We start from the raw sequence: 14,881 nt of genomic DNA, 5'->3' as shown, positions 1-14,881 counted from the left end.
CTGACCTTACCTGAGAATCGTCAGTCTGACGACGCCTTATTTGGCGCCGGAATTGATCGGCTGGCGCGCCTCGAACCAGCGCTGGCGCAGCGTGTCGTACAGCCAGTTATAGGCCATGGTGTACGGCAGGAAGAACAGGAAGAAACCGATTTCCAGCATAAACGCCTGCGCCCAGGAGATACTCAGCATCCAGGCGGCGATCGGCACGCCGATCAGGATAAAACCGGCTTCAAAGCCGACGGCGTGCAGCGCACGCACCTTCAGGTTACGCACCACCCGGCTGACCGGCCACAGGCGGTCGAACACCGTGTTGTAAACCATGTTCCACAGCATCGCGACGGTGGACAGCATCACCGCCAACGCGCCGACCTGCACCATTGAGCGGTTCAGCAGCCACGCGCCCAGCGGGGCGCAAACCATCACGGCGATGGCCTCGAAACCGACGGCGTGGACGATACGTTCAATGAGAGACTTGTTTTGCAGTTGCATACATCACCTTTTTTTCAACAGTTGTTGCGAAAGCCTGGTGATTATCATCGCTTTTTTGGGTAGATTAAAAATAGGTTCCATCGATAAAGTAGATATATCATGCACTATTCCCCGGAAGCGTTGCAGGCGTTCGTGGAAGCCGCCGCCCTCGGCTCATTTTCCGCCGCCGCGCGCAAACTGCGCAAAAGCCAATCCACCGTCAGCACCGCCATCGCCAATCTGGAGGCCGACCTGGCATTGACGCTGTTCGATCGCAGCGCGCGCCAGCCGGTGCTCACCGCCGCCGGCCGCAAAGTGCTGGGGCACGTACAGGCGATCCTCGCGGCCAGCGAACGGCTCGACGCCTTGAGCATTCAGCTGGCGGGCGAGGTTGAACCGCGCCTGAGCATGGTGTTTTCCGATACCTACCAGCCCAAGCATCACGATCGGTTGATGCAGCTGTTCGAACAGCGCTACCCGGAAATTGAGCTGGAATGGATGATCGCCGAGGAAGGCGACGTTATCGATCTGCTGCAAAGCGGCCGCGCGCATTTGGGCATGGTGGAAGTGCAAAAAAGTTATCCGCCGGATATCGCCTTCTCCCGGCTGCCTGAGCAGACCGAAATGGGGCTGTTCGTCGCCCATCAGCATCCGCTGGCGCAGGTCGCCGCGCCGACGCCGGAGCAGTTGTCCAGCACCCGCCAGTTGATCCTGAATACCTACACCGGCGCCGAGGCGGCCAGACAGGGTGGACTGGTTTGGTCGGCGCCCAGCTATCTGCTGTTGCTGGAGATGGCGGAACAAGGATTCGGTTGGGCGGTGTTGCCGCACTGGCTGGTACAGCAATACGGCCACGGCAGACTCACCCAGCTGCGGCCGCGCGGCTGGCCAAAACTGATTTCGGTGGATGCGGTATGGTCCAAACTGACCCCGCCGGGCCCGGCGGGGTTTTGGATGCTGGAGCGCCTGCTGGGCGACACCCTGCCCTAAGCGGCGGCGTTGCGCGCCTGAATAGCGCGAGAGACGGTATCGAGGAGTTCCGGAATGTCCATCTTCGGCAGCATCACTTCGATGAAGGCCAGCCGCTCGTCGTCCGCGACCTCGCGCAGCGCCTGACGCAATCCGTCCGGATCGCTGACCCGCAACACCTTCACCGGCCGCTCACCGGCCAGCGCCGTCGGCAACTGCGTCCAGTTCCAGCGCGCGATGTCGTTATAACTTTGCTCCGGCCCGTGGATCGCGCGCTCAACGGTATACCCCTGATTGTTCAACACGAAGATCACCGGTTTAAGCCCGTCGCGCAGCATCGATCCCAGTTCCTGCACGGTTAACTGCGCGGCGCCGTCACCGATCAGCAATACTGCCCGGCGCTGCGGTTCGGCGGTCTGCACGCCGAACGTCGCCGGCAGGGTATAGCCGATCGATCCCCAGAGCGACTGCACGATCAGGCGGCAGCCACGCGGCAACCTCAGCGCCGCCGCGCCGAAACAGGCGGTGCCCTGATCGGCCAGCACGATATCCCCCGGCCGCAGGAAATCCTGTATCTGCCGCCAGAAGGCGTGCTGATCCAGCCGTTCCCCATCGCCTTCCGGCAGCGCCGGGCGAACGATCGGCGGCAATGGCCAACGCGACGCCAGCGACAGGCTCAGGCGGTGCAATGCCTGCACCGCCTCGCGCATCGGAATGCGGCTAAAGCGCCGCCGCCCGACCCAGGCTTCGAACGGTTGAATATCGATGCATTTTTCCACCGGCAGATGATGCGTGAAACCGGCGGTAATGGTGTCGGTCAAGCGTACGCCGACGTTGATCACCACATCGGCGTTTTCGATCAATTGTTTCACCGCCGGATCGCTGGCGCCGCCGCAGTAGGTACCAACGAAACCGGCGCGGTTCTCGTCCAGCACGCCCTTGCCGAGCAGCAGCGTCGCGTGCGGCATATCGACCTCCTGCAGCCACTCGTCCAGCGCCGCTTCGGCGCCGAAGCGATCGGCGAGGAAGTCCGCCAGCAGCGACACCCGCCGCGCCGACAGCAGCTTTTCGCGCGCTGCGGCGATAAACGCCTGCAATGCGCTCTGCGACAGTTTGGCCTGACGCAGCATCAGCGGCGCCGGTTTATTCGGCAGCGGCGCCTGCGCGACGTCGCTGGGCAACATCAGGTAAACCGGGCGATGCTCCAGTAAGGCGGCGCCGATCAGGCGGTCTATCTCCAGCGCGGCGTTGTCGGCGGTCAGGTCGGCCTGCGCGACGGTCACCTCTTTGGCTATCCGGGCGAAGTGGGTGAAGTCGCCATCCCCCAGCGAATGGTGCAGCAAATCACCGGCGCGCTGGGCGCGCTGCGCCGGTGTGCCGACCACGTGGATCACCGGCAGGTATTCGGCGTAGCTGCCGGCCACGCCGTTCAGCGCGCTCAGCTCGCCGACGCCAAAGGTGGTGAGCAGCGCGGCCGCCGGTTTGCAGCGCGCATAGCCATCGGCTGCGTAGGCGGCGTTCAGTTCGTTGGCGCAGCCTACCCAGGTGATTTGCGGATGAGCGAGGACGTGATCGAGAAATTGCAGGTTGTAATCCCCCGGCACGCCGAAGAAATGACGGATGCCGATTTGGGCCAGACGATCGAGCAGATAATCGGCCACCGTATAGGTCTGAGTCATGATCATCACCTGTCTGCAACTGGAGCGATTATCTTAAGTATCGAAGATGCCGTTCGAATTTCGAACAATCCCCCCTGCGTCGAACGGCAACCTGGCGTTACATGCCGGCGCCGTGATCCCTCCCGCGGCAGCGCGAGGTGAAAACGTATACACTCAAAGCACTTCACCTCTCGCCGACAAGGATAACTATGTCTTACCCAGCCTCCCCCTCGCGTTATCAAGATATGGAATACCGGCGCTGCGGCCGCAGCGGGCTGAAGCTGCCCGCCGTCTCACTCGGGCTGTGGCACAACTTCGGCGACGCCACGCTGTACGACAACGCCCGCGGCCTGATCCGCTGCGCCTTCGATCGCGGCATTACCCATTTCGATCTGGCCAATAACTACGGCCCGCCGCCCGGCGCCGCCGAGGAGAACTTTGGCCGCATTCTCAACGCCGATCTACGGGCCTGGCGCGATGAGCTGATCGTCTCATCCAAAGCCGGTTACACCATGTGGCCCGGCCCCTACGGCGATTGGGGCTCGAAAAAGTACCTGGTCGCCAGCCTCGATCAGAGCCTGAAGCGCATGGGGTTGGAGTATGTGGATATCTTTTATCATCATCGGCCGGATCCGGACACGCCGCTGGAAGAAACCATGGCGGCGCTGGATCTGCTGGTGCGCCAGGGCAAAGCGCTGTATGTCGGTTTGTCCAACTACCCGGCCGAGCGCGCGCGACAGGCGTTCGACATTCTGCAGCGGCTCGGCACGCCGTGCGTGATCCACCAGCCGAAGTATTCGATGTTGGAACGCGGGCCGGAGACGGCGTTGCTGGATACGCTGGAGGAACATGGCGTCGGATCTATCGCCTTCTCGCCGCTGGCGGGCGGACTGCTGACCGATCGCTACCTGCACGGCATACCGCAAGATTCTCGCGCCGCCAGCGGCAGCCGCTTCCTGCAGCCGGAGCAGCTGACCGCCGAGCGACTGGACAAGGTGCGCCGCCTCGATGCGCTGGCGCGGCAACGCGGGCAAAAGCTGTCGCAGATGGCGCTGGCCTGGGTGCTGCGCGGCGATCGCGTTACCTCAGTGCTGATCGGCGCCAGCAAGAATGCGCAGATAGAAGACGCGGTGGGCATGCTGGCCAATCGTCACTTTAGTGAAGAAGAGCTCGCGCAGATCGAGACAATCTTATTGTAATCGTTTACAAATTCCGCCGTTCAATCGAGCGGCGCTACCCCAGAAAAATCTCAAATCTTAACCTCCTGCATCATTTTCAGAGTGGCTCTCAGATTCAACCCTATGCGCCGGCGCTATGATGCCGATATTGCAGCAAAAATAACGATAAGGCCGCTTTTAAACTGATGAACGCGCTTCATAAAGTGACAAACGGCCAGGCCGCGCAAGCGGGAAGGAGAAGCTATGTTTAAACCTCTGCTCTTGGCCGCCATTTTGGCGGCGACGGTACTGCCCGCCGCACAGCAGGCGCATGCCGAAGGGATCAGCATCGATCTGATGCCGGGCGTTTCATTGCGCATCGGCGATCAGGATAACCGCGGCCGCTATTGGGATGGTTACGATTGGCGGGATCGCGACTGGTGGCAAGGCCATCAGGGGCGTTATCTCGGCGACCGCAGCCGTCGCGGTTACTACTGGGACGGCTATCGCTGGCGCGATGGCGACTACTGGCGTAAACACTATTACTACCATGAAGGACGCTATCGTAAATACGACAAACACTACGATAAGCACCACTGGAAGAAAGAGAAAAAGCACCACCACGATCATGACCGCGATCGCTGGCGCCGCCACGGCGATGACGACCGCGATTAACGACGACGGGCCGGCGCAACGCCGGCCCGCACTGTTTTTGCTTACAGCACGCTGCCGATCAGCAGGTAGCCGTTCAATCCCACCACCACCAGCACGATCAGCTTGCCCAGGTTTTGCACCAGCGGGCCGTTGACCATTTCCCCCATCAGCGCCCGATTGCCGGTGAAAGCCAGCAGCGGCACCAACGCCAGCGCAATGCCGAAGCTGAGCAGCACCTGACTCAGCACCAGAATGCGCGTCGCATCCATCCCCAACATGATGACGATAAACGACGGCAGCATGGTCACCGCGCGCCGCAGCCACAGCGGAATATGGAAACGCACGAACCCCTGCATCACCACCTGCCCCGCCAACGTGCCGACCACAGTAGAAGAGAGGCCGGCCGCCACCAGACTCAGGCCGAACACGGTGGCGGCGGCGTGCCCGAGCAGCGGTTGCAGCGTCAGGTAAGCCACGTCGAGATCGGCGATGCCGCTGTGGCCGCTGAAATGAAACGCGGCGGCGGCGGTGGCCATCATCGCCAGATTGACGAAACCGGCGATGGTCATGGCCACGGCGACGTCGACTTTGGTAGCGGCATAGCGTTCCGCCTTGTCGTGCTCGCCGCCGATTTGGGTGAGCGACGAATGCAGATAGATCACGTGCGGCATGATGGTGGCGCCCAATACCCCGGCAGCCAGGAATACCGCATCGCCGTTAGGCAAATCGGGCAGCGCCATGCCCTTCAGCAACGGCGCCAACTGCGGCTGGGAGAACGCCAGCTCGACGATGTAGGCGGCTGCGACGAACAACAACAGGCCGCCGATCACCAGCTCCAGCGGCTTTTGCCCGCGTTTTTGCAGCATCAGAATTAAAAAGGTGGCGATGCCGGTCAGCACTGCGCCCTGCAACAGAGAGACGCCGAGCAGCAGCTTGAAGCCGATCGCCGCGCCGATAAACTCGGCCAGATCGGTCGCCATGGCGATGATCTCCGCCTGTACCCAATAGGCCCACACCGCCGGCCGCGGAAAGCGATCGCGAATATGCTCGGCCAGATTTTTCCCGGTGGCGATGCCCAGCTTGGCGGACAACAGCTGGATCAGCATCGCCATCACGTTGGCCCAAACCACCACCCACAGCAGGCTGTAGCCGAATGAGGCGCCGGCCTGGATGTTGGTGGCGAAATTGCCGGGATCGATATAGCCGATAGCGGCGATGAAGGCGGGCCCCATGAGCGAGAGTTTGATTTTTCTGGCGGAGCGACCGGAGGTGGTTTCAACCACGCGACTGTTCAGCATATGTTGAACCCTTACTGAAATTACGTTTATCTCCACTCTATATAAATGATAATAATTATCAAGCGCATTTGGAGCGGTAAAACTTATCTCTGTAATAGCCAACATTAACGGTTTTATCGAAGGGTTCAGCGCGAAGCTTGCCGATTTCCGTGCTTTTGGGATGGGATTTTGGCTGCAATACCCCTGAAAGACAGGTTAGCACAAGAATACGAATTTCCTATTGCTGCTTTAACATCTTGATTTTTTATGCTTTTGCGCAACACTTTAGGAGAACTCCCACTATGATTTTCCATATTTGCAATAGAAGTCTCGTTTTTAAACGTAGCGTTACATAAAATGACAGCCGAAATTCAGCCTGCCTCAAATTTGGAGCAAACATGTCCCATATTGCGCACTTTGCGTTGGCGATAGTGGTGGTGGCGATCCTGGCCCTGTTGGTGTGCCGCGATCGTAAAAGCATCCGCATTCGCTATGTTATTCAACTACTGGTTATCGAAGTACTGCTGGCCTACTTTTTCCTGCATTCGGAAGCGGGTTTGGGCTTCGTAAAAGGATTTGCCGCGCTGTTTGACAAACTGCTCGGGTTTGCGGGACAAGGGACTGATTTCGTATTCGGCGGCATGGGCGACAAAGGCCTGGCGTTCTTCTTCCTGAAGGTGCTGTGCCCGATCGTCTTCATTTCGGCGCTGATCGGTATTCTGCAGTACATCAAGGTGCTGCCGTTCATCATCCGCATTATCGGTACCGTGCTGTCGAAAGTGAACGGCATGGGCAAGCTGGAGTCGTTCAACGCCGTCAGCTCGCTGATCCTGGGCCAATCCGAAAACTTCATCGCCTACAAGGATATCCTGGGCAAGATGTCGGAAAAGCGCATGTACACCATGGCGGCGACCGCGATGTCTACGGTGTCCATGTCCATCGTCGGCGCCTACATGACCATGCTGGACGCCAAGTTCGTGGTGGCGGCGCTGGTATTGAACATGTTCAGCACCTTTATCGTGCTGTCGCTGGTCAACCCGTACGACACCAATAAAGAAGAAGAGCTGCACCTCGGCAACCTGCACGAAGGCCAGAGCTTCTTTGAAATGCTGGGTGAATACATCCTGGCGGGCTTCAAAGTAGCGATTATCGTCGCCGCGATGCTGATTGGCTTCATCGCCCTGATCGCCGCGCTCAACGGTGTGTTCAGCGCCATTTTCGGCCTGAGCTTCCAGGAAATCCTCGGCTACTTCTTCTATCCATTCGCCTGGATCATGGGCATTCCTAAACACGAAGCCCTGCAGGTTGGCAGCATCATGGCGACCAAACTGGTTTCCAACGAATTCGTGGCCATGATGGAACTGCAGAAAGTCTCTGCCGAGCTGTCGCCGCGCAGCCTGGGGATCCTGTCGGTGTTCCTGGTGTCCTTCGCCAACTTCTCTTCCATCGGCATCGTGGCCGGTGCGATCAAGGGCCTGAACGAACACCAGGGCAACGTGGTGTCACGCTTTGGCCTGAAGCTGGTGTACGGCTCTACGCTGGTCAGCATCCTGTCCGCTTCCATCGCGGGTCTGGTGCTGGGCTAAGCCTCGAACCGGCCAGGATAACAAGGCGCCTGCGGGCGCCTTTTTTATTGGCTGGCCTTCGGCGACGGTGGAATAATGCAAAGCAAAAAGCCGACCCTAAGGTCGGCTTTTTAAATGGTGGTGGAGCTAGACGGGATCGAACCGTCGACCTCTTGCATGCCATGCAAGCGCTCTCCCAGCTGAGCTATAGCCCCACAAAAGTGGTACGCGTTGACCGGCGTTACGGTATTCCCCAACCTCTCTGAGAAGAAGGTTGGTGGAGCTAGACGGGATCGAACCGTCGACCTCTTGCATGCCATGCAAGCGCTCTCCCAGCTGAGCTATAGCCCCGTTCCACAATCACTTTGTGCTGTGAACGGGGCGCATAATATGAAACCCGCTCAAAGCTGTCAACGGCTAAATTGAATTACTGAATCAAGCGTTGAAAAAGCCGCCAAATCAGCATCTTTGGCGCCAAAAAATCATCACTTTGCGCAGAGTTCATCCATTTTGCGCGCTACATCTCAAAATGGCGAAAGACCCTGCATATCACGTTGATTTTTAATTAACGGAATGTTAGCGAAATGCGCTTGAGTCGGACTCCCGAGCGGCATAGACTGCCCGCGCCATAAACTTCATTACTATAAACCGAGTCCGTCATGTCTTTGCATTCACCAAAAGAAATCGCCGCCCTCGCCGTTCAGGCCGGGGTAAACAAAAGCCGCGCCCCGCTCGCTAATCTGCTGATTCTGGGCTTTCTCGCCGGCGCCTTTATCGCCACCGGCTTCCTGCTGGATATTCACGTCATCGGCACCCTGCCGGCCGAATGGGGCTCTTTCGGCGCGCTGTTGGGCGCAGCGGTCTTTCCTATCGGCCTGATCCTGACCATTCTGGCCGGCGGCGAACTGTTGACCGGCAACATGATGACCTTGCCGATGGCCTGGTTTGCCCGTGAAATTCCCGCTATCGCCGTGCTGCGCAACTGGTTTTGGGTCACCCTGGCCAACCTGGCCGGCAGCGTGGCCGTCGCCTACTTTTTCGGCCACCTACTGGGCCTGACCGAAGGCGCGTTTTTGCATAAGACGCTGGCGATCGCGCAGGCCAAAGTGGATGCGGACTTCCTGCACGCCTTCATCTCCGGCGTCGGCTGCAACTGGCTGGTGTGCCTGGCGGTGTGGTTAGCCTTCGCCAGCAAGGATGTGCCGGGCAAAGTGATCGGCATGTGGTTCCCGGTCATGGCTTTTGTCGCCATCGGCTTCCAGCACGTGGTGGCGAACATGTTCATCATCCCGGCGGCCATCTTTGCCGGCGGCATGGGCTGGGAGCAGTACCTGCCTAATTTCGTCGCGGTATTTCTCGGCAATGCGCTGGGCGGCGCCGGCTTTGTCGGGCTAATGTATTTCCTCGCCTACCGCCCGGGTTTACCGGCCGGCGAGCAAGCCTGACAGCAAGCAATAAAAAAAGCCCCGGGATTGCTCCACGGGGCTTTTTCATTTATGGCGTATCAACCTAATCAGGCTTGCGCTTCGCGCTCGGCGATGTAAGCCAGCGCCATGTCGATGCGCTGCAGCGAACGCTTCTGGCCGATCGCATGCACGGTCACGTCCATGCCCGGCGACTGGCCGGCGCCGGTCACCGCGACGCGCAGCGGCATGCCGACTTTACCCATGCCGACACCCAGCTCATCCGCCGTGCCCTGAATGGCGTCATGCACATTTTCCGGCGTCCAGACGGTGATGGCGGCCAGCTTGGCGCGCACCGCTTCCAGCGGCTGACGCGCGACCGGGCGCAGGTGCTTCTTGGCGGCGTCGGCGTCAAACTCGCTGAAATCTGCGTAGAAGTAACGGCAAGACTCCGCCATCTCTTTCAGCGTTTTGCAACGCTCGCCCAGCAGCTTGACGATGTCTTTCAGTTCCGGGCCGTTGCGGGTTTCAATGCCCAGTTGCTCAACGTGCCATGCCAGATGCACCGCCACTTCTTCCGCCGGCATATGGTTGATGTAATGGTGGTTCAGCCACTGCAGCTTCTCGGTGTTGAACGCGCTGGCGGATTTGTTGATCGCTTCCAGCGTGAAGAACTCTTTCATCTCATCGATGGAGAAGATCTCCTGATCGCCGTGGGACCAGCCCAGACGCACCAGGTAGTTCAGCAGCGCCTGCGGCAGATAGCCGTCGTCGCGATACTGCATGACGCCCACCGCGCCGTGGCGCTTGGACAGTTTTTTACCGTCGTCGCCGAGGATCATCGACACGTGCGCGTATTCCGGCACCGGCGCGCCCAGCGCTTTGAGAATGTTGATCTGGCGCGGGGTGTTGTTGATGTGGTCTTCACCGCGGATCACATGGGTGATTTCCATGTCCCAGTCATCGACGACGACGCAGAAGTTATAGGTTGGCGAACCGTCGGTGCGGCGGATGATCAGATCGTCCAGCTCCTGGTTGCTGAATTCGATCGGGCCGCGAATTTTGTCGTCGAAGATCACCGAGCCTTCCTGCGGGTTACGGAAGCGCACCACGTGCGGCTCGTCGTCGGTGTGGCTGCACTGGCTGTCGCGGCAGTGGCCGTCGTAACGCGGCTTCTCGCCGTTTTCCATCTGCTTCTCGCGCAGCGCTTCCAGACGTTCCTTGGAGCAATAGCATTTATACGCCGTGCCCTGCTCCAGCATCTCGTCGATGACCGCGTTGTAGCGATCGAAACGCTTGGTCTGGAAATACGGGCCTTCATCCCAATCCAGGTTCAACCAGTTCATGCCATCCATAATTGCGTCGATCGCGTCCTGGGTAGAACGTTCCAGATCGGTATCTTCGATACGCAGAACGAACTCACCGCCCGCATGGCGGCTGAACAACCAGGAATAAAGTGCGGTACGCGCGCCGCCGACGTGAAGATAGCCGGTCGGACTCGGTGCAAAACGGGTTTTGATTTTCATTGGGTTCACTGCCTTATTACGCAACGCGTGTCGGCGGTTGCCGACGATTGCTCGGAATTGAAAAAAGAGTGGACGACATTGTATCACCACGCGCTAATTCCTCAACGCCGACACGATATTGCGCCAGTCGATTTAGCGCGTTTTGCGGCGAGTTTCGCATAGCATCGCGCAAAGAATCGGCGCCGCTGGCGATAATTATCGCGCCCTGCCTAAATTTGCGGCGAACGATTGAAATCATTTTAAAAAGCGTTGACTCACTTTGAACTATCCCTATAATGCGACTCCAACAAGACGGGGCGATTAGCTCAGTTGGTAGAGCATCTCCTTTACACGGAGGGGGTCGGCGGTTCGAGCCCGTCATCGCCCACCATCTTGTTGAGAAAAAATGAGAACGAATGAGGGTGATTAGCTCAGTTGGTAGAGCATCTCCTTTACACGGAGGGGGTCGGCGGTTCGAGCCCGTCATCACCCACCATCATTCGCTCGTTTAGCAGTGCCTGGAAGTCCTGAAGTGGGTGATTAGCTCAGTTGGTAGAGCATCTCCTTTACACGGAGGGGGTCGGCGGTTCGAGCCCGTCATCACCCACCACTTCTGCGGGTCGTTAGCTCAGTTGGTAGAGCAGTTGACTTTTAATCAATTGGTCGCAGGTTCGAATCCTGCACGACCCACCAATTCAGAAAAAAGCGCCTTTGGGCGCTTTTTTCATTTCTGTCTCACCCCCTTCCCCTTTCTTCTTACTCTTTCTTTATTCACCACGCGCTGAGATACGAATGGTTATCATTTTGCCGGCTTGAATGGTAAATTAGCGGGCATCCACCACGCAGCCAATCCGCCGCCGGATTGATACGCCTTAGTTCAAGGAAAGAAAGAGCCCGCTCATGACCCTATCCTTACGCCAGCTGTTCATTGCATTTATCGCCACTTCCAGCCTGTTGCTCAGCGGCTGCGGCCCGGACGACAAGAGCGACGAGCAGAAACCGTCCGCCCCCGCTGCCGACAGCAGTTGGCCGCGCACCATCGACAGCGCCAAAGGGAAGTTCACGCTGGAAAAACCGCCGCTGCGCATCGTGTCCACCAGCGTCACCATCACCGGTACGCTGCTGGCGATCGACGCCCCGGTGGTCGCCAGCGCCGCCACCAGCCCAAATCCCCTGGTGGCCGATAAACAAGGTTTCTTTACCCAATGGAGCGAGGTGGCCAAGCAGCGCCACGTCGAGCGGCTGTACCAGGTGGAGCCCAATGCCGAAGCCGTCGCCGCCGCCGCGCCGGATTTGATCGTCGTCGCCGCGACCGGCGGGGATTCGGCGTTGAAACTGTATGACCAGCTGTCCGCCATTGCGCCGACGCTGGTGCTCGATTATGGCGACAAAAGCTGGCAGCAGCTGGCCAGCGAGCTCGGCGAGATCACCGGTCATGAAGCCGGCGCCAAACAGGCGGAAGATCGTTTCGAACAGCGCGTGGAGCAAGTGAAGCAGGCGATCGCGCTGCCGCCGCAGCCCACCACTCCGCTGGTGTATGCCGACAACGGCCGCGAGGCCATGCTGTGGACGCCGGGTTCCGCCCAGGGCAAACTGCTGACCCAGCTCGGTTTCCAACTGGCCACCCCGCCGGAAAGCGCCAAAGGCAACACCAGCATGGGGAAACGCCATGACATCATCCAGATCTCCGGCGAAAAAATGGCCGAAGGCCTGAATGGCAAAACCCTGATCCTGTTCGCCACCAATGAGCGCAAAGTGCAAGAGGTGCTGACCAACCCGTTCCTCAAACATCTGGAGCCGGTGGAACAGCGGCACGTCTACGCCGTCGGCAACGATACCTTCCGCCTCGATTACTACAGCGCCACCAACATGCTGAACCAAATCGAACGGTTGTTCAAAAAGCCCTGAATCACGCCGTCGGCAGGCCAGCCCCCTGCCGACGCTTTCCGCAAGCGGGGCAAGCATTCACATTCAATCAATTGAAATATCAATAGTTATTAACATCATCATTGCACCTGCGCCGCCAACCGGCGGGTGCATGCGGGCGTAAACTCGTGCTACTATAAGCACCCGCATGAACGCAAATAACAATGAGAATAAAAATCATACAGGAGTTACCGGTGTGAACGTACCCACTCCGACTGAGCGGACGCTTTCGTCCGCACCGCACGCAGCTTACGCCAGTGGCTTCAAACGCATCGCCGGGTTCGGTATCGGTTTGGCGCTGTTGCTGCTGTGCATCATGGCCAGCCTGATGCTGGGTTCCAAAGCCATCCCCTTCCATACCGTCTGGCTCAGCCTGCAGGGCGCCGCGAGCGGTTCCGACAGCACCATCATTCTCAATGCCCGGGTACCCCGTACGCTGGCGGGCATCCTGGCCGGCATGGCGCTCGGCGCCGCCGGCGCGCTGATTCAGGCGCTGACGCGCAACCCGCTGGCCGATCCCGGCGTGCTCGGCATCAACGCCGGCGCCAGCTTCGCCGTAGTCATCGGCATCATGTTTTTCGGCGCCGCCACCACCGAAAGCTATATGGCCTACGCCTTTGTCGGCGCGGCCCTCACCACCCTGCTGGTCTACCTGATCGGCACGCTGGCGGGCGGGCGCATCAACCCGGTGCGGCTGACGCTGGCCGGCGTGGCGATCGGCGCGGTGCTGCTCGGCATCACCACCGGGCTGTCGCTGATCGATCCGCAAACCTTTGACCAACTGCGCTTCTGGCAGGCCGGCACGCTGGATATCCGCACGCTGTCCACGCTGCCGGTCACCGCCCCCGCCATTTTGCTCGGCTGCCTGCTGACGCTGCTCATCGCCCGGCCGCTGAATACCATCGGCATGGGGGAAGATTTGGCTATCGCGCTCGGCGCGCGCGTGGTGCTGACTCAGATCGTCGCGGTGATCGCCATCACGCTGCTGTGCGGCGCGGCGACCGCCACCGTCGGTCCGATCAGTTTCATCGGCCTGATGGTGCCGCATATCGCCCGTTGGTGGGTCGGCCCCGACCAACGCTGGATCCTGCCCTATTCCATGCTGCTGGCGCCGATTTTACTGCTGTGCGCCGACGTGGTCGGCCGCTTGCTGGCGGCCGGTGAACTGCGGGTTTCCATCGTCGCCGCCTTTATCGGCGCGCCGGTACTGATCTGGCTGGTGCGCCGCAAGAAAACGCTGGGGGGCTTGTGATGAGTCTGCCGCACACGCTGCATATCGGCCGTCCGGACGGCGTCATCAACTGGCGCGTGCCGCTGCGCCTGCTGTTGGTCAACCTTTCGCTGCTGGCGTTATGCCTGGCGATGGCGGTTGCCGCGCTGTGCTACGGCACGCTGCACCTCTCGCTGGAGCAAGTCTTTGCCGCGCTCAGCGGCGAGGCGCCGAAAAATCTGGTGACCGTGGTCACCCAATGGCGCTTGCCCCGCATCGCCATGGCGCTGTTGTTAGGCGCCGCGCTCGGCATGAGCGGCGCCATTTTCCAGTCGATTATCCGCAACCCGCTCGGCAGCCCGGACGTGATCGGCTTTAACATGGGGGCCTACACCGGCGCGCTGATCGCCATCACCCTGTTCAACGGCGGCTACTATTACATCGCCGGCGGCGCGCTGGCCGGCGGCATTCTCTCGGCGCTGGCCATCTATCTGCTGGCTTGGCGGCAAGGCATCGCCGGTTTCCGGTTGATCATCGTCGGCATCGCCATCAGCGCAGTGCTGGTTTCCACCAACACTTGGCTGATCATCACCGCTTCGCTTGAGCGCGCCATGGACGCCGCCATGTGGCAGGCCGGTTCGCTCAACGGCATGACCTGGCAAAAAGCCCAGCCCGCCACGGCGTTCATCGTGCTGGCGGCCGCGGCCGCGCTGCTGATGGGCAAACGGCTGCAGCTGCTGGAAATGGGCGACGACACGGCGCGCGCGCTGGGCGTGAACGCCGAAGGCAGCCGGCTGTGGCTGATGCTGTTTGGCGTTACCCTCACCGCCGCCGTCACCGCCACCGCCGGGCCGATTTCCTTTATCGCGCTGGCGGCGCCGCAGATCGCCCGTCGCCTGGCTGGACAATCCTCGGTCACCCTGACCTCCTCGGCGCTGATGGGCGCGGCGTTGCTGCTCGGCGCCGACGTGGTGTCCCAACATCTTTTCGCGCCGATCCAACTGCCGGTCGGGGTCGTGACCGTCTGCATCGGCGGCCTGTACCTGATTTGGCTGCTCATCCGAGAGGCCCGCAGATAATGAAGAGTGA

Annotated in this window: 12 protein-coding genes and 6 tRNA genes; 12 read left to right on the top strand and 6 right to left on the bottom strand. The window is 60.0% G+C overall.

Going from position 1 to position 14,881, the window contains the following annotated elements:
* Positions 1-36 precede the first annotated feature (36 nt).
* Positions 37-489, bottom strand: a complete 453-nt coding sequence (locus tag CRO23_RS06435; protein ID WP_016926809.1) for a multidrug/biocide efflux PACE transporter — start codon at positions 487-489, stop codon at positions 37-39.
* Between the two features lie 99 nt (positions 490-588).
* On the opposite strand from CRO23_RS06435, the gene CRO23_RS06430 reads away from it, so the two are divergent.
* Positions 589-1,458: a LysR family transcriptional regulator gene (locus CRO23_RS06430; RefSeq protein ID WP_016926808.1), complete on the top strand. Its 870-nt coding sequence runs from the start codon at positions 589-591 to the stop codon at positions 1,456-1,458.
* Here the strand turns inward: CRO23_RS06430 and CRO23_RS06425 are convergent.
* Positions 1,455-3,116, bottom strand: a complete 1,662-nt coding sequence (locus tag CRO23_RS06425) for an alpha-keto acid decarboxylase family protein (protein WP_079452251.1) — start codon at positions 3,114-3,116, stop codon at positions 1,455-1,457. The two genes, CRO23_RS06430 and CRO23_RS06425, sit on opposite strands and share 4 nt — an antisense overlap.
* 188 nt (positions 3,117-3,304) lie before the next feature.
* Here CRO23_RS06425 and mgrA point away from each other — a divergent pair, with 188 nt between their 5' ends.
* Together mgrA and CRO23_RS06415 are read left to right on the top strand one after the other, a co-directional pair.
* Positions 3,305-4,294: an L-glyceraldehyde 3-phosphate reductase gene (gene mgrA / locus CRO23_RS06420; protein WP_016926806.1), complete on the top strand. Its 990-nt coding sequence runs from the start codon at positions 3,305-3,307 to the stop codon at positions 4,292-4,294.
* A gap of 222 nt (positions 4,295-4,516) precedes the next feature.
* Positions 4,517-4,927, top strand: coding sequence for a DUF2502 domain-containing protein (locus tag CRO23_RS06415; RefSeq protein ID WP_004936369.1), 411 nt, complete (start codon positions 4,517-4,519; stop codon positions 4,925-4,927).
* Between the two features lie 41 nt (positions 4,928-4,968).
* On the opposite strand, the gene CRO23_RS06410 is transcribed toward CRO23_RS06415, so the two are convergent.
* Positions 4,969-6,204: an Nramp family divalent metal transporter gene (locus CRO23_RS06410; RefSeq protein ID WP_004936371.1), complete on the bottom strand. Its 1,236-nt coding sequence runs from the start codon at positions 6,202-6,204 to the stop codon at positions 4,969-4,971.
* A gap of 377 nt (positions 6,205-6,581) precedes the next feature.
* On the opposite strand from CRO23_RS06410, the gene CRO23_RS06405 reads away from it, so the two are divergent.
* Positions 6,582-7,769: a NupC/NupG family nucleoside CNT transporter gene (locus CRO23_RS06405; protein WP_004936373.1), complete on the top strand. Its 1,188-nt coding sequence runs from the start codon at positions 6,582-6,584 to the stop codon at positions 7,767-7,769.
* Between the two features lie 118 nt (positions 7,770-7,887).
* On the opposite strand, the gene CRO23_RS06400 is transcribed toward CRO23_RS06405, so the two are convergent.
* Both CRO23_RS06400 and CRO23_RS06395 read right to left on the bottom strand, forming a co-directional pair.
* Positions 7,888-7,963: transfer RNA gene (locus tag CRO23_RS06400), tRNA-Ala, on the bottom strand.
* 60 nt (positions 7,964-8,023) lie between these two features.
* Positions 8,024-8,099, bottom strand: a tRNA-Ala gene (locus tag CRO23_RS06395).
* Positions 8,100-8,407: 308 nt separating this feature from the next.
* On the opposite strand from CRO23_RS06395, the gene CRO23_RS06390 reads away from it, so the two are divergent.
* Positions 8,408-9,193 carry a formate/nitrite transporter family protein gene (locus CRO23_RS06390; protein ID WP_016926804.1) on the top strand — a complete coding sequence of 262 codons (786 nt, stop codon included), beginning with the start codon at positions 8,408-8,410 and terminating at the stop codon, positions 9,191-9,193.
* Positions 9,194-9,261: 68 nt separating this feature from the next.
* Here CRO23_RS06390 and gltX read toward each other — a convergent pair whose 3' ends face one another.
* On the bottom strand, positions 9,262-10,677 hold the full coding sequence (gene gltX, locus CRO23_RS06385) for a glutamate--tRNA ligase (protein ID WP_016926803.1): 1,416 nt from the start codon (positions 10,675-10,677) through the stop codon (positions 9,262-9,264).
* Between the two features lie 294 nt (positions 10,678-10,971).
* Here gltX and CRO23_RS06380 point away from each other — a divergent pair.
* The 7 genes from CRO23_RS06380 to fepG all read left to right on the top strand — a co-directional run bounded on the left by CRO23_RS06380 (position 10,972) and on the right by fepG (position 14,871).
* A tRNA-Val gene (locus CRO23_RS06380) sits at positions 10,972-11,047 on the top strand.
* Between the two features lie 29 nt (positions 11,048-11,076).
* Positions 11,077-11,152: transfer RNA gene (locus CRO23_RS06375), tRNA-Val, on the top strand.
* 38 nt (positions 11,153-11,190) lie between these two features.
* Positions 11,191-11,266: transfer RNA gene (locus CRO23_RS06370), tRNA-Val, on the top strand.
* 7 nt (positions 11,267-11,273) lie between these two features.
* Positions 11,274-11,349, top strand: a tRNA-Lys gene (locus CRO23_RS06365).
* 207 nt (positions 11,350-11,556) lie between these two features.
* On the top strand, positions 11,557-12,564 hold the full coding sequence (gene fepB, locus CRO23_RS06360; protein ID WP_097101582.1) for a Fe2+-enterobactin ABC transporter substrate-binding protein: 1,008 nt from the start codon (positions 11,557-11,559) through the stop codon (positions 12,562-12,564).
* A gap of 214 nt (positions 12,565-12,778) precedes the next feature.
* A complete protein-coding gene (fepD, locus tag CRO23_RS06355) occupies positions 12,779-13,834 on the top strand; it encodes a Fe(3+)-siderophore ABC transporter permease (RefSeq protein ID WP_016926801.1) in 1,056 nt (351 codons plus the stop codon).
* Entirely contained in the window at positions 13,834-14,871 is a 1,038-nt protein-coding gene (gene fepG / locus CRO23_RS06350; RefSeq protein WP_097101579.1) for an iron-enterobactin ABC transporter permease, read from the top strand. Before fepD ends, fepG begins: the two co-directional genes overlap by 1 nt.
* The last annotated feature ends 10 nt before the right edge of the window (positions 14,872-14,881 follow it).

Source organism: Serratia sp. JKS296 (assembly GCF_900215445.1).
GTDB lineage: Bacteria > Pseudomonadota > Gammaproteobacteria > Enterobacterales > Enterobacteriaceae > Serratia > Serratia marcescens.
This window is presented reverse-complemented; position numbering and strand designations above follow the sequence as displayed.

Excerpts from the sequence above, each read along its gene's own strand:
- CRO23_RS06435 (WP_016926809.1), bottom strand. The coding sequence starts at position 489 with ATGCAACTGCAAAACAAGTCTCTCATTGAACGTATCGTCCACGCCGTC.
- CRO23_RS06430 (WP_016926808.1), top strand. The coding sequence starts at position 589 with ATGCACTATTCCCCGGAAGCGTTGCAGGCGTTCGTGGAAGCCGCCGCC.
- CRO23_RS06425 (WP_079452251.1), bottom strand. The coding sequence starts at position 3,116 with ATGACTCAGACCTATACGGTGGCCGATTATCTGCTCGATCGTCTGGCC.
- mgrA (WP_016926806.1), top strand. The coding sequence starts at position 3,305 with ATGTCTTACCCAGCCTCCCCCTCGCGTTATCAAGATATGGAATACCGG.
- CRO23_RS06415 (WP_004936369.1), top strand. The coding sequence starts at position 4,517 with ATGTTTAAACCTCTGCTCTTGGCCGCCATTTTGGCGGCGACGGTACTG.
- CRO23_RS06410 (WP_004936371.1), bottom strand. The coding sequence starts at position 6,204 with ATGCTGAACAGTCGCGTGGTTGAAACCACCTCCGGTCGCTCCGCCAGA.
- CRO23_RS06405 (WP_004936373.1), top strand. The coding sequence starts at position 6,582 with ATGTCCCATATTGCGCACTTTGCGTTGGCGATAGTGGTGGTGGCGATC.
- CRO23_RS06390 (WP_016926804.1), top strand. The coding sequence starts at position 8,408 with ATGTCTTTGCATTCACCAAAAGAAATCGCCGCCCTCGCCGTTCAGGCC.
- gltX (WP_016926803.1), bottom strand. The coding sequence starts at position 10,677 with ATGAAAATCAAAACCCGTTTTGCACCGAGTCCGACCGGCTATCTTCAC.
- fepB (WP_097101582.1), top strand. The coding sequence starts at position 11,557 with ATGACCCTATCCTTACGCCAGCTGTTCATTGCATTTATCGCCACTTCC.
- fepG (WP_097101579.1), top strand. The coding sequence starts at position 13,834 with ATGAGTCTGCCGCACACGCTGCATATCGGCCGTCCGGACGGCGTCATC.